Genomic DNA, 14,655 nt, shown 5'->3' on the forward strand with positions numbered 1-14,655 from the left:
AAGTATTTTGGTTATTTATCGATCAAATCTGGCTCGATTCTTATTTTTTGGTTTCAGCCGGTACATACATACCTTTTTCTATGTTAAACAGCTTACCGTTTAAACCATCGATTATTTTACCTGAAAGATAATCAGGTCCTTTGTGCGGGTTATTATTTAAACTACCGTTGCTTTCACTGATTGATTTACCTCTATCCATAACTTTTGTATTAGTTAAACAAATAGCATTTTTAGTGGATCTATTATCGTATAAGGATTTACAGCGTGCTTTTTTAATTAAATAACAAAATTGAAACCAACAATATTTTTTGATGATGAGAAAGAATGATAAATAAATGAGTAGTTCACTATGAAAGATTGCATGAATTTACATTCTATCGTGATTGCATTATTTTTAACAATAGTAACAAAATACTCAAAATCAACCACTTAACACAGCAAGCAATCATATTTGTAAGTATATAGTTAAAATTACAAATAGTTAATCTAAACAATATCGAATTATATTATCAATAAATAAAACAAATAGTTAAAATAAACATATATTATTAAAAACAATTAGACAAACAAGCTAATTAAAAAGTATATTATCATAAAAACATATAATGAAAATAGTTCACAGAATGTATATTAAAACCACACTTATAGCCTCTTAAAATTCTACTGCTTTTTAATAATTCCTTACATATCAAAACATAAATAATATTGGAATATTGTTTGACTTAATTATACCAACTGCTAATTAACAAAACAATAAATTACAATGAAAGAAAACGACATTAACCAACCTAATCGACAAGAAGACAAGCAAGACGATTTGTCGATCAACAAATCAGATGGAACCAACAAATTTCTTACAACTAATCAGGGTGTAAAAATCAACGATGATAACAATTCCCTGAAAAGCGGAGAAAGAGGCCCATCGCTTTTAGAAGATTTTATCCTTCGCGAAAAAATCACTCATTTTGATCACGAGCGAATTCCGGAACGAATTGTACATGCACGAGGATCGGGTGCTCATGGTTTTTTTGAAGTTACCAACCCAATTCCACAGTTCACAAAAGCTGCATTTCTACAAAAAGCCGGGCAAAGAACTCCTGTTTTTACTCGATTTTCTACTGTGGCCGGATCAAGAGGATCTACTGATTTAGCAAGAGATGTTCGCGGTTTTTCGGTAAAGTTTTATACCGAAGAAGGAATTTACGATTTTGTAGGCAACAACATGCCCGTATTTTTTATACAGGATGCGGCAAAATTTCCAGACTTAGTTCATGCAGTAAAACCCGAACCACACAATGAAATTCCGCAGGCAGCGTCGGCACACGATACTTTTTGGGATTTTATTTCGCTGATGCCCGAATCTATGCACATGATCATGTGGCTGATGAGCGACCGTGCCATTCCGCGCAGCTACCGTATGCAGGAAGGTTTTGGTGTGCACACCTTCAGATTCATCAACGCAGAAAACGAATCGCATTTTGTAAAGATCCATTGGAAACCAAAATTAGGAACACATGCCGTTGTTTGGGACGAAGCGCAGAAAATATCAGGGAACAATCCCGATTTTCACCGCCAGGATCTTTGGGAAGCTATAGAAGCAGGCAATTTTCCGGAATGGGAATTAGGATTACAGATTATTCCGGAGGCAGATGAGCACAAATTCGATTTTGATCTGTTGGATCCAACCAAAATAGTTCCCGAAGAATTGGTTCCAATTACTATTGTTGGTCGAATGGTTTTGAACAAAAATCCGGGTAATTTCTTTGCAGAAACCGAACAGGTAGCTTTTCATCCGGGACACATCGTTCCAGGTATCGATTTTACGAATGATCCATTGTTGCAAGGCAGATTGTTTTCGTACACCGATACACAGCTTTCCAGATTAGGAAGCCCGAATTTTCATGAAATCCCTATCAACCGAAGTATCTCGCCAACGCACAACAACCAGCGTGACGGACACATGCGCCAAGAAATTAATAAGGGTCGCGTGAGTTATCATCCAAATTCGTTGGGTGGCGGCTGTCCGTATCAGGCAATGATTGCCGAAGGCGGATTTACAAGTTTTAACGAACGTATTGATGCACATAAAGTTCGTGCAAGAAGCAACAGCTTTAACGATCATTTTAGTCAGGCACGAATGTTTTACGAAAGTCAGACACCTACAGAACAACAGCACATGGTAAAAGCGTTGCGTTTTGAATTGGGTAAAGTAGAAACAACTGCAATCCGCGTGCGAATGCTGGGCTTGCTATCAAAAATAAACACAGAATTGGCAGAAAAGGTAGCCGAAGGTTTGGGAGCAAAAGTTCCTGCACAACCAGAACAACCTATGAATCACGGTGTGGGCGCAGACAATGGTGGTGGTAACGAGCCGACAGAAATTTCAAAAAAAATTATTACGTCTGATGCTTTAAGCATGATTAAAAACCCTACGGTAAAACCAACCATTGCATCGCGTAAAATTGCTTTTATCTGTAACCATGGCGTAAGTGAGGCTTCGGTTATGAAAATGAAAAAAGCATTGGTGGCAGAAGATGCCGAAGCATGTATTATTGGTCCGAACCTTGGCTTTGCATCTACTGCAGAAGGTGGAGAAATTGCCGTTAAATTCAGTTTTTTCACTTCATCATCGGTACTTTTTGATGCGGTTTATATACCAGATGGTAAAAACCAGGCAGCGTTGCAATCGGATCCCGATGTAATGGAATTTTTAAATGATGCCTACAGACACTGCAAAATCATTGGAACAGACGGCGACGGTATTGACCTGCTTTCTGCACCACAATTTATGGCTAAAGGTGACGATTTAAAAGACGGCGGAATTATTACCAGCACGCATTCAGGAAAAAATCAGTTTGAAACAGCCTTTATCGATGCCGTTAAAATGCACCGATTCTGGCAACGCGAAGAAGTATTAGGAACGAACAAATAAACCAAGAAATTATGAAAAATAACGAAAAAGAAAAAAGTACAGCTACTCCAACAAAAAACAGTAAGGAAGCTGTGGTTGAAGCTAACAAAAACGCCGCATCAAACCTTAAAGAATTGTTTATTGATGCGTTGAAAGATATCTATTGGGCAGAACAGGCTTTGGTAAAAGCGTTGCCAAAAATGGCTGCAAATGCTTCATCGCCAAAATTGCAGTCAAGTATTTCGGATCATCATGCCATGACCGAAAATCAGGTGGTTCGTTTAGAGCAGATTTTTAAGCTTTTGAACGAGAAAGCCGAAGGTAAAAAATGCGAAGCACTTACCGGACTTTTAAAAGAAGGCAACGAAATGCTGGAAGAAACCGCTTACGGACCAGTTCGAGATGCGGCAATTATAGCAGCTTCGCAGAAAATTGAGCATTATGAAATGGCAACGTACGGAACTCTTTTTGCCTTTGCAAAAGTTTTGGGCGAAAATGATGCAGCAAAACTATTGCAGCAAACGTTGGCAGAAGAATGCGAAGCCGATAAAATTTTGACAGATGTAGCAACCGGGTGCATAAATATGGATGCAGTACAAGCATAAATTTAAAGTTATGAAAGCATCAAGATGGATCACTTATCCGGAATGTCAGCCCGATGAATCTGGCTTGTACGTTGTAAATTGGAAAATAAACAATGTTTATATGACTGTTTTGTCATTTTTTGACAGAAATACCAAAAGATGGTACGATTCTAACGATCGCGAAAAATTAATAGAGGGCATCAATGCGTTTAATCCTTTCAAAGTAACACCGCATGTTTAACTTTAATGTAAAGACTCATGAAAAAGAACACCCTTTTAGCAATAGCAGCCATTTCTATACTTAGTCCGTTACTTATTGTAGCAGCCATTCATTATTTAAACGGCAGGCAAGGTAACCATACAAGCAGTATAATGCAGCGATAACAAAAGCACCTTCGGGTGCTTATTTTGTTCAATAATAACGAGATCAATTATGAAAGACTTATTTTTTAAAGACTGGGAAAGCCTATACCATATACTAATTTGTGCAACGGTATCATACATCACCTTATTTCTGTTTATTCGAATTTCGGGTAAAAGAACGTTAGCCAAGTTAAATGCCTTTGATTTTGTAGTTTCGGTAACGCTTGGTTCAACTTTATCATCGATGATTTTATTGAAAGTAACAGTAACCGAAGGATTGGTTGCGTTAATAATCATAATTGCCCTGCAATACCTGTTGGCATTTCTTGCAAAAAAATCAGAAACTATGGAAAAAGCCATCAATTCTACACCTACCCTTTTATTTTATAATGGCGAATTTTTACAAGAAGCCATGAAAAAAGAACTGATTACCGAAGAAGAAATTTATGCAGAAATACGGCAATACCGAATAGAACGCGTGGAAGATGTAAGAGCTGTGGTCATGGAATTAAACGGCGAAATGACGGTTGTAAAGAAATCTGATTTTTTAAGTAAGCATACTTCGTTAAATGATATTGAAAAGGAATGATCTGGTAATGGTTGGATATAACCATGGTCTGCTTTTTGCAAGTATTTAGAAACCTACTAATCAAATTGAAATTATAAAGATATGAATCAAATCAACCAAAATTCAGAAAAACCACAGTCAGATGTTTATGTTGAACTGTCTGCAGCACAAAATCAAATACAACCAGGCGTTATTTTTAGTGAAGTAAATTCGCTAAAGCAAGAGTGTGAATTATTATATGAACCGCATGAAGCTATTTTAGATGCCGGTATTTATTCTTTCGATTTATTTTACGAACCAGACATTACAGTTGACGATGCAGAAACGAATAAAAAATCTATTCAAGAAAAATCAGGCGATAAAATAATACTTAAACTAAAATAACCAATCGATTAATTAATAACAGCATTTTAAAAAATAGAACAAGATGAACACCGTAAAATTCACAGAACAAGATTTTAATGAAACACTGACAGGTTTTGTATTCACCATGAAATGTGAAGATGCAGAAAACAAAAAATTTGGTGTAGAGGCTTTACAACCCGATGGCTCGTACGAAGAAATAAACGTAGTAACCAAAGCTAAAAATGATTCATTCGAAATTCACGAACAACCTTTTGTGGGTAGGGTAATTTATAATTAAAAATTTATGAATTGATTTTTAATAGTATAACTTTACCAAAACTAAAAAGCAATTCAAAATTTGAATCGTTTTTTAGTTTTGTGTGGGTGACTTTCTTTTTTTATTAATTTCTTATTTTGATTTGTAAACTAATTATTTCCTGCAATTAGTATCATAATCTGTAAGGACTTCCAATGCCATTTTCTGAATTTCTATCTCTTACTGTTTATTATACAGATTAGTGAAGCCAAAATTTTTAAATCCTTAAAAGCTAAAGTTATTACACATCGTCTTCATTAATCTTTTGCAAGCCGTTCACAGCCGGTGCAGTAAGCAGATTACCGTTTACATTGAACCGGGAACCGTGGCATGGGCAGTCCCACGAAATTTCGGCACTGTTCCAACGTACTTCACATTTTGCATGCGGGCAGGTGCTTTTAAGAATGTGCGTTTTTCCGTTTATTTCCTTATAAACGGCATAATTTTCGTTTTCGTACTTAACAACCTTTGCATTTCCGGGATCTACTGCTGCAAAAGATTCAATTCGCTCTGTAAAAAATTTATCTTTAATAAAATCGGTTACAACGGTTGTTTGTTCTCTTACGAACTGGGTAAAACCTGCCACAGGCTTAATTCGTGCCGGACTGAACAATTCTTCATAGCTACTTGAGCCCTTTAGTATTAAATCGCTGATAATTTTTGAAGAAAGACTGCCGAACATCATACCGTTGCCCCTAAAGCCTGTTGCAACAAATACATTACCATTACTACCAGGCAATACACCTATATAAGGAAACCCATCGACCGGCTCGTAGTACTGGCTTGACCAGCTGTACATAACCTTATCTACATTAAAATGCGAACGAATATAATTTTCAAGGTTTGAAAAGCATTCGCCGGTATCATTGGCATGTCCGGTTTTATGGTCTTCCCCACCGGCAATAAGCAGTTTAACACCGTTTACTGCATGTGTTCTGTAGTAATGATAAGGATCATAAAGATCGTAACCCAGCATATCGGGATACGCACCATTTGTTAATGTACATGCCAAAACATAACTACGATACGGCGCATTTGTAAAATGAAGTTTATTTATTCCATGCGGAATGTGGGTAGCATACACTAACTGCTTGGCTGTAAATTTACCTTTTGATGTTTCAACCCATATAGAATCTTTATGTTCTTCATGATTTGTACAGATACAGCCTTCGAAAATAATCCCGCCCAGACTTATGTATTCTTCTGCAAGCGCCTTGATGTATTTTAGGGGATGAAACTGTGCCTGCCCTGAAATTTCGACTGCTTTTTTAAAGGTAATAGGAAAATTTATACTGCTGATGTATTTCATTTGATAATGCACCTGCGCAGCTGCTTTTACCATTTCATCAAGTTCGTCTGCCTGTTTATCGTCCACAGCAAAAAGCTGTGCGTTCTTTTCTTCGAAGTCGCAGTTGATACCATAGGCTTTTACATTATTTTGAATGATCTTCATGGCATCTTTTCCTGCCTGTGCGAATAATTTTGCTTTTTCCAATCCAAAATCTTTAATTGCCTGAGCAAATGACGTATCGAAAAAATCATTCAAATGAGCAGTAGTACCACCCGATGTGCCAAAGGCAATATTGGCAGCTTCGACCAACAAACATCTTTTACCTGCTTTTTGAAGCGCCAGAGCAGTTGAAACACCTGTAATACCGCCACCAATAACAATCACATCATAGGCTGATGCCTGAGGATGGGTAACAGAAAAACTTTTAACCTGATCTTGCCACACGCTTTTTCTTGCTCCGTCTCTGTTCATAATGATCTGTATTTAGTTCACAATTATTTTACTACCGTAGTTACCGCCATGTGGTTTAGAAATTCAATGAAACGCCCCACATTCTGCACCCTGATTTTAGCTTTTGTGTTTTTCTTACCTATTTTAAGGGTAAAAGCGTTCTTGGGCAATGCTTCAAACATATCTTCATCGGTATCATCATCGCCGGCTGCAAGTATAAAAGCATCTTTATTGAAGGATACAAATTTTTGAATTGCCTGACCTTTATCGCAGTCTGAAAAATGAATTTCAAGCAGTTCATTCGTTTTCTTGTACCGATACGACAAGCTGTTCTTACTGATATGCTCCGTAATTTCGTTTTCCAACTTATTTATGGTTTTTGCCAACTGATCTCGCATACACATTTTGAAATGCAGGCAGACACCCGATGTTTTTTCTTCTAGAAAAGATCCCTCTAAAACAAGAGCATATCTTTCCATAATAGTAGTTAGCGCCCTGTTGTCCTGCACCCTACACTCTGTTAGTGCTGTCCAGCCCCACTCATTGTCTTTGAACCAAGCACCGTGTTCGGCAATTAGTGTTATACCGCAATCTGCAAACCACATATCCATATCTTTTCTGCTGCGTCCGCTAACCAGCAAAACTTGTGTATTGGGTACGGACTGTAGTGCACAAAGCAATTCTTTAATATCATTTCCTGGGGATGCCATTTCAGGATACGGCTCCAGTTCCCTTATACACCCGTCGTAATCAAGCAATATATATCTGCTATCGGCATTTTTAAAGCGGATCATTAACCGTTCTGCCAGTTCGGAACTTAAATTTTGTTCGAACGAATACTTTAATTCATCATACATACAGAATACCTCCTGAAAAATAGTATCTAGCCAATCGAAAACCGTATAGCCGAAAACTTTCTTTTTAAGCGCGGTCATGCGTGCGTTCTCTTCACTTTTTTCCATTTCCAATGCATAAACCATTGCCACGACCATCTGTTTGAAATCATACGGATGAATTTTTAAAGCATAGGTGAGTTCTTCTGCCGCACCCGCCATTTCACTTAAAATAAGTACCCCGTTATTGTTTGTTCTACACGCCACATATTCTTTAGATACCAGATTCAATCCATCGCGAAGCGAAGTAACAAGGCACACATCGGAAGCGGCATAATAGGCACACAAAGTATCCCTGTTTACCTGCTGATAGTAATAATGAACCGGACGCCAGCCCAAACTTGCGTATTCTGAATTGATGTTTCCCACCAGCTCGTCTACCTTTCTTTTATGCTCTTCGTACGAAGGAACATCGGATCTGGACGGTACCACCAGCATAAGCAAAACCAGTTTTTCCCGGTATTGCGGAAAATCTTTCAGTAACAAACGGAATGCTTCGAGACGCTCTAAAATTCCTTTGGAATAATCCAAACGATCTACCGATAAAATAATGCGTTGGTTTGCAAAGATCTGGTGGATTTCTTGTGTCATCTTCTGCACCACCTCTTTTTGTACGGTTTGAGAAAAATCGAAAGCGTCGATACTGATGGGATGCGCCGATACCTTGATACCCAACGGGGAATGCGTATTAAAGAGATCGGGATGTGCCTTTGAGGCATACTTTAAGCAGGCATCTTTAAAATTGACACGGTCTTTTTCGGTTTGAAATACAATGTGCCGGCATTTAAGCAGTGCATCAAGCAGATCTGACCTCCACGGAATAATTCCGAATACTTCCTGAGAAGGAAAATGTATGTGATGGAAATACGACAAGTTAGAATGCTTTATATAAAACGGCAGCAGCATGAGCTGGTAATCGTGAATCCACAAAAAGGCATCTTGCGGAACGTGTGCCGAAACAACGCTGCCAAATTTACTGTTTACGTTGCGGTAGGCAAGCCAGTACTCTTCGTTAAAAATACAGTGTCCCGGATGGTAATGAAACAGCGGCCAAAGAATGGCATTAGAAAAACCGTTGTAGTAACCATCGAATTCCTGCTGCGATAGAAAAACGGGAATACATCTTAAGGGCTCCAACAATTCTTTAACAAGCTGTTCTTCTTCTTCGTTATCTACAATAATTCCGGGCCAACCAATCCAATAACTGTTCTGCTGCTGAAAAACCGATCCTAAGGCAGTGGCTAAGCCGCCGTTACTTTGGGTTACCGTAAAACCGCTTTCTGTTCGCATAATGGTAACGGGCAATCGGTTAGATACTATATATATATTTTCTGGCTTCATAAATGTACTTTTAGCTCAGCTGCACTAAAAATTAAACACGTATTAATATTTAGTACAGACAAAATTATTTTTTATGATTTTTCTTTTGATCTTCTTCAGGCAGTTCGCCATGTTTCTTTTTCTGGTATTCGTCTTCCTGCATTACCTCGGTTCCCATGGGATCTATTTTTTCGGAAGTTTTAGGGATATCATCGGCATGGTGCTGCTCTTTTTTATTGAATCCCTTCTTAGCATCATTTTCATCTGTCTTTTTCATAATGTTATCATTTAAGTGATTATTTTCCAACAGTTACATTCCTCTTTCGTTAATTGTAGAACAAATGCCGAACCACCAGCCATTTATGATCTGATTTTTAATTTTACGGAAAGATTAGATTCATCATTGAATAAATCTAAAAGCTGTATTTATAAGGATTTACAAAATTTAACATTTAAAAGAAATTGCTAGCTTGCGTTTACTTTTTTGTTTTATTCTAAAAGTTTTAGAAATAAATCAATACGCTTCTAAAAATTATGACTTAATCATTTCTAATAAAGGTTAAAGTCGAAACTTACATTTAAAATCTGTTAATTTATTACACAATAACACATAAAAGTTAATTTTTAGGATATAATTATTGTTTTTTACTTAAAAAAAGAGTTATTATACTAAAATTTCACAAAATGTACATTTTTGCCCCAATACGTATTTCTGCAAACATTTAAGGTAATACTGTATAAACTCACAACTTGTACACCCTGAGGTTACTTTTCACAACCGTGGCATTATGTTTGAATTTAGTTTTATAACCCTCTTATTAACCAACAGTTACATCTCTTCTTTCAAAATTTATCAAATACACTATTAAAGACCTAATATTTTAACCGAGGCATTGCCTCACAAAACTATAAATTATGAAAGACGTTTTATTAAAAAGCAGTGGAACCTTACTGATTGGTTTCCTTGCATTAATCTTGACGGGATGTAAAGACCAACGAAACACCAATGATGATTATCGCGAAACCTACCCACCGGCAGGCGGCACGGAACAGCGAATGGATGAATCTTACGACGGTAATGGTACCTTATATCCTAACGATGGTATGGATAATACCCAACAAAACAATCAATCGGGAAATAATCAATCTGGGAATCAGTCCGGAAACAGACAATCAGGCAGCGTACCCGATGACGGCACTGGTGTAAATCCAACAACACCCGATAACAGACCAACAAACAACTAATACAGAATTCAACCCAAACCTATAAATTATGAAAAAATTCATTTTAAGTGCGGTATTACTGCTTGCTACCGCAACTGCATTCGCACAAAGAACAGAAACTGCTAAAACACAAACACAACAAACAGCACAAAAAGGAACCGAGCAGGATCGATTATTTGTGATGAAGGCTTTAGAGGGCGGAAATGCCGAAATTAAAAAAGGTGCTTTAGCCCGATCTAAAAGTAAAAACACAGAAATTGTCAAATATGGCGATATGATGGAAAATGACCATCATTCTGTAAACGGGAAACTTAAGCAAGTAGCACAACAGCGCGGCTATAAAGTTTCGGATCAGCTTACGGCAGAAGCTCAAAAAATGTACAGCAATTTAGATAAAATGGAAGGTGATGCTTTTGACAGGGAATTTGTAAACCAAATGATTGCAGACCACCGTCAGGCAATTGAACTTTTTAAGCAACAAGCTGCAAATGGTACCGATCAGGAATTAAAAACTTTAGCTGCAAATGCCTTGCCAACGCTTGAAACACATCTTAGGGAAATAGAACGTTTACAAGCTACTATGAACAACAGAAAAAATTAAACGGCATTTAATAAAAAAGTATTAAAACAACACACTAATTTTTTCGGTAATGCTTATCTCAACGGTAAGCATTACCTTTTTAAAAATGCCAATACACAACTAAACACAAGATAAAATCATGAGAAGAGAAAAAAAATTAAGCGACTACCGGCTAGCTATCATACTAATTGTTACCGGCACCGTATGCCTTGTACTGTATGCCAACGGATTTTAATTACAACTAAAAGCATCAATACTCAATTAAACTGTATAACATACAAAGCATTTTGTTTATGAATGAAGAACTCATACGTATTTCAGAAGAACTGCCTGCATGGTTATGGAATATACTGCTTATCCTATGTTCGGTACTGTTAGGTATCGCCATTAAAATTGTACTGATTCCGCTTGTGAGGAAAGAAGTCATTGCACAGTCGTCTTATTCCCTATTCCGTTCGTTCATACGGCGATTCAACAGATTGTTAAGCATACTTATTCCGTTGCTTGTTTTTAACAGCTTGTTGCCGGTAACCCGTTTTAATGCTCAAACCTTGCAAATTACAGGAAAGATTACCGAGGTTTTACTTATTGTATGTTTTGCATTGGTTTTTATTAAATCGATCAATGTATTAGAAGATTATCTGTACCACCGGTTTGATATCAATAAGGAAAATAACCTGCGGGAGCGAAAGATACAGACACAGATTGTATTTATACGCAAACTGTTGGTAGCCGTGATTGTTGTATTTTCTATTGCGATTATCCTTTTAAGTTTCGATAATATGCGGAAGATCGGTGCCGGACTGTTAACAGGTGTAGGAATCGGTGGAATTATCATAGGATTTGCCGCCCAGAAATCATTAGGAAATCTGCTTGCGGGCTTTCAGATTGCTTTTACACAACCAATTCGCTTAGACGACGTTCTTATTGTTGAAGGTGAATGGGGAAAAGTTGAAGAAATAAACCTTACCTACGTAGTAGTAAACATTTGGGATAAACGCAGACTGGTACTGCCGATACAATATTTTATAGATAAACCTTTTCAGAATTGGACACGCACAACAGCTGAAATTTTAGGTACTGTTTTTATTTATACCGATTTTACCGTACCTGTACAGAAGTTACGAGATAAACTGACCTTATTACTTAACGGACATCCGTTATGGGACGGGCAGGTAGCCGTTTTACAGGTTACCGATCTTAAAGAGCGTACAATGGAACTACGGTGTTTGATGAGTTGCAGAAATGCTGGTCAGGCTTTTGATCTGCGCTGCTATATACGTGAACAGATGATTGATTATATACGCACCACTTTTCCAGAAAGCTTATCTAAAACGCGTGTAGAAATTGACAAAGAAGTTCATAATGAACTTTAATTATTTTAACCAACCAAAAATTTTAAATTATGTTTCGAGGAAAGAGCACTGTAAATAAAACATTGATAGCAATTGTCATTATTGTGCTATTAGGTATAGCCTTATTGTTATATTCTTATGGATTGTAATGAAGGTCCGCAAAAAAATGATTACGATTATAATTACTATTGTTAAATTAAATTAGTATCTTTATACTTAAAGACCTAATTTACAATGTTTACAGAAGCAGAATTAATTGTGATTCGAGAGTATTTGCTACAAAAAGTAAACGACAACATTAAAAAATTTCATGGTAAAACTGAAAATGATGTAAAGAGTTTACAAATTGTATCAAAAATTAATTTGTTTTTGGGCGCACAACAAGTTTATTAATTATCTCACAAGAAAAATCCGGTATATAAGATATACTGGATTTTTTTTGTAAATAGAAACCTCAAATCAATATCTTCAACTTTTATAGATCTATGACCAATTTCATTATATAAATTTTAGTTTATAAATATATAAATATTTAAATATTTTTTGAACATAAAAGTATTTTTATTTACATTTACACATAACAATTGGGTTAGTGAGAGGCTCAATTGTTCTTATATATTTGACCACCCTTTTTTGGGTGGTCTTCAATTTAAATAGTTCTGAATGTTTTTATACTTCAATAATAACTGTACGGATTAAAATTTTATAATATTAAAAAATCATTCCTTTTTCCACCCAGTAAAGAAATCCTTTTTAAACCCGTAGTGCATTATCCAACGAGATTAATTTTTAATTTGTTGATGTTTCTATTAAACACAAATCTATTCAAATATTGAATAGCGGTAAGTGTTGTAATTTTAGTCAAAATTCTTGTTTTATATCCCTGGAAAGTTTTGGCATAATTCCTTCTTATCATAAACTGGTCACACAGTTGAGAGAATAAAGTCTCAATCCTTTTCCTGTATTTTTTAAAGGGATAAAACTGTGGTTTGTAGTCTTTCTGATTTTTTCTTTTTGGCGTTTCCAATTGTATATTTACCTCCTTAAATAAGTCTAGCTTATAGTGCTAGAAAGATAGCCCTTATCGGCAAGTATCACACAATCGGACAGTTGCATTTTAATATCTTGTAGATAATGAATATCATGAACCGAAGCAGGAGATAAATCAACGCTCGAAAAAACACTATTAATCGAACAAACAGCGTGTAATTTATACCCGTAAAAATGTAAGTTTTGAGAGGCACAAAATCCTTTATTTGAAATAGCGTAATCTGTTTCTTTACAAATTTTACTACGTGATGAGCGTGAAATTTTACAAACCTCTAACGGCATACTATCTACTACAAAAAAGGTTTCAAACTCATTAAATTTTTCAACCATTTTCATTCTGATTTCTTCCATAAATGGAAATAGTTTTCTTTTTCTTCTGTTATAAACGCTTCGCTCAATTCTGGATGCAATTTCAAAACCGTTTATGTCTCTCAAAAGTTGATGTTCAGAATCAATCGATTTGAATTCCGCCAAAATCATTAAGCTAATCAATTCTATATCAGATAGCTTTGGCTTTATTGGCTTGAAATACATATTTTCAAATTCTGCTATTTTACGTAATTCGATTAAAATTAATTTGTAACTTGCTTCTAAGTTGCTCATAATTGTATTTGATTGTCAGTCAATACAATATACTAATTATTAGTGTTGTGAGCAACTTTTTTATAATGCACTACGGGTTAATAATTATAATAATACACCTCCTACTAAAAACAGGAAGTGCCTATATTTTATTATTAAACTTGATACTTATTCTACCAGCTTATTAAACTGCAACGCATTAATAACAGCCGCCGGGGAAGCAGTATTGTTGAAATAAACGTATACTTCGTTGTAATTTTTTGCAAGGATTTGTTCGTAGAGCGTTTCAATTTCGGTGAGTGAATATTCAGAATAAAACAATTTTGGCACACCGTGTTGGCGGAAGTAACCGCAACTGTTGTTTTTAATAGTATGTTCAGGCAACCTGGGATAACTTGGATTGCAGAAAACCGCATTTTTACTTTGCAATTTTTCAATCACTAACGTATTCCACCAACTTTCATGTCTGAACTCTACAACATTTTTAAACTGGTCGTTTAAAACATTTAAAACTCGGTTTAAATTATCTTCACTATACAAAAAACCGGGTGGAAACTGCCAAAGTACACATCCTAATTTATCAGACAATCCTTCAGAAACAACGGAATAAAATTCGGCTATCTCCTGTTCACAGTCCAACAACTTTTTAGTATGTGTTATGGTTTTAGGTACTTTTATACTGAACGTAAAATCATTCGGAGTTTTATCGTACCACTTTTTTAAAGATTCAGCGGTAGGAAATCGATAGAACGACCCATTGAATTCATACGTATTAAAATAGTTGCAATAATAGGTAAACCACTCTTTTTTTGGAAGATCATTT

At 36.0% G+C, this 14,655-nt stretch carries 16 protein-coding genes and 1 pseudogene; 11 read left to right on the forward strand and 6 right to left on the reverse strand.

The window, feature by feature from the left end; translation table 11 throughout:
* Positions 1-40 precede the first annotated feature (40 nt).
* Positions 41-199, reverse strand: coding sequence for a hypothetical protein (locus BM253_RS17290; RefSeq protein WP_177205727.1), 159 nt, complete (start codon positions 197-199; stop codon positions 41-43).
* A gap of 564 nt (positions 200-763) precedes the next feature.
* Here BM253_RS17290 and BM253_RS04800 point away from each other — a divergent pair.
* The 7 genes from BM253_RS04800 (at position 764) to BM253_RS04825 (ending at position 5,069) form a co-directional block, all read left to right on the forward strand.
* Complete coding sequence (locus BM253_RS04800; protein WP_091520041.1) at positions 764-2,932, forward strand: catalase; 2,169 nt, start codon at positions 764-766, stop codon at positions 2,930-2,932.
* A gap of 11 nt (positions 2,933-2,943) precedes the next feature.
* Complete coding sequence (locus BM253_RS04805) at positions 2,944-3,516, forward strand: YciE/YciF ferroxidase family protein (protein ID WP_091520044.1); 573 nt, start codon at positions 2,944-2,946, stop codon at positions 3,514-3,516.
* A gap of 10 nt (positions 3,517-3,526) precedes the next feature.
* Positions 3,527-3,736, forward strand: a complete 210-nt coding sequence (locus tag BM253_RS04810) for a hypothetical protein (protein WP_143095585.1) — start codon at positions 3,527-3,529, stop codon at positions 3,734-3,736.
* 17 nt (positions 3,737-3,753) lie between these two features.
* Positions 3,754-3,879 (forward strand): hypothetical protein, encoded by a 126-nt coding sequence (locus tag BM253_RS17575; RefSeq protein ID WP_262487573.1) that lies wholly within the window; start codon positions 3,754-3,756, stop codon positions 3,877-3,879.
* 49 nt (positions 3,880-3,928) lie between these two features.
* Positions 3,929-4,447 carry a DUF421 domain-containing protein gene (locus BM253_RS04815; RefSeq protein ID WP_091520052.1) on the forward strand — a complete coding sequence of 173 codons (519 nt, stop codon included), beginning with the start codon at positions 3,929-3,931 and terminating at the stop codon, positions 4,445-4,447.
* Positions 4,448-4,528: 81 nt separating this feature from the next.
* Positions 4,529-4,810 carry a hypothetical protein gene (locus BM253_RS04820; RefSeq protein WP_091520055.1) on the forward strand — a complete coding sequence of 94 codons (282 nt, stop codon included), beginning with the start codon at positions 4,529-4,531 and terminating at the stop codon, positions 4,808-4,810.
* Between the two features lie 43 nt (positions 4,811-4,853).
* The gene (locus tag BM253_RS04825) at positions 4,854-5,069 is read left to right on the forward strand and encodes a hypothetical protein (protein ID WP_091520059.1); all 216 of its coding nucleotides are present in this window, start codon (positions 4,854-4,856) and stop codon (positions 5,067-5,069) included.
* 259 nt (positions 5,070-5,328) lie between these two features.
* Here BM253_RS04825 and BM253_RS04830 read toward each other — a convergent pair whose 3' ends face one another.
* The 3 genes from BM253_RS04830 to BM253_RS04840 form a co-directional block, all read right to left on the reverse strand.
* Positions 5,329-6,849, reverse strand: coding sequence for an FAD-dependent oxidoreductase (locus BM253_RS04830; RefSeq protein ID WP_091520062.1), 1,521 nt, complete (start codon positions 6,847-6,849; stop codon positions 5,329-5,331).
* A gap of 23 nt (positions 6,850-6,872) precedes the next feature.
* Entirely contained in the window at positions 6,873-9,062 is a 2,190-nt protein-coding gene (locus BM253_RS04835) for a bifunctional alpha,alpha-trehalose-phosphate synthase (UDP-forming)/trehalose-phosphatase (RefSeq protein ID WP_091520065.1), read from the reverse strand.
* Between the two features lie 64 nt (positions 9,063-9,126).
* A complete protein-coding gene (locus BM253_RS04840) occupies positions 9,127-9,318 on the reverse strand; it encodes a hypothetical protein (RefSeq protein ID WP_143095586.1) in 192 nt (63 codons plus the stop codon).
* Positions 9,319-9,956: 638 nt separating this feature from the next.
* Here BM253_RS04840 and BM253_RS04845 point away from each other — a divergent pair.
* From BM253_RS04845 to BM253_RS17295, 4 genes are all read left to right on the forward strand, one after another.
* On the forward strand, positions 9,957-10,286 hold the full coding sequence (locus BM253_RS04845) for a hypothetical protein (RefSeq protein WP_091520070.1): 330 nt from the start codon (positions 9,957-9,959) through the stop codon (positions 10,284-10,286).
* A 28-nt stretch (positions 10,287-10,314) separates the two neighbouring features.
* A complete protein-coding gene (locus BM253_RS04850) occupies positions 10,315-10,866 on the forward strand; it encodes a DUF4142 domain-containing protein (RefSeq protein WP_091520073.1) in 552 nt (183 codons plus the stop codon).
* Between the two features lie 272 nt (positions 10,867-11,138).
* A complete protein-coding gene (locus BM253_RS04855; RefSeq protein WP_091520077.1) occupies positions 11,139-12,221 on the forward strand; it encodes a mechanosensitive ion channel family protein in 1,083 nt (360 codons plus the stop codon).
* A 213-nt stretch (positions 12,222-12,434) separates the two neighbouring features.
* A complete protein-coding gene (locus BM253_RS17295) occupies positions 12,435-12,593 on the forward strand; it encodes a hypothetical protein (protein ID WP_177205729.1) in 159 nt (52 codons plus the stop codon).
* Positions 12,594-12,969: 376 nt separating this feature from the next.
* On the opposite strand, the pseudogene BM253_RS04860 reads toward BM253_RS17295, so the two are convergent.
* Together BM253_RS04860 and BM253_RS04865 are read right to left on the reverse strand one after the other, a co-directional pair.
* A pseudogene (locus BM253_RS04860) lies at positions 12,970-13,853 on the reverse strand (IS982 family transposase).
* A gap of 147 nt (positions 13,854-14,000) precedes the next feature.
* On the reverse strand, positions 14,001-14,655 hold a 655-nt coding region (locus BM253_RS04865; RefSeq protein ID WP_091520080.1), incomplete at its 5' end, for a DUF72 domain-containing protein.

It is taken from the genome of Paenimyroides ummariense (assembly GCF_900115115.1).
Taxonomy (GTDB): Bacteria; Bacteroidota; Bacteroidia; order Flavobacteriales; family Flavobacteriaceae; genus Flavobacterium; species Flavobacterium ummariense.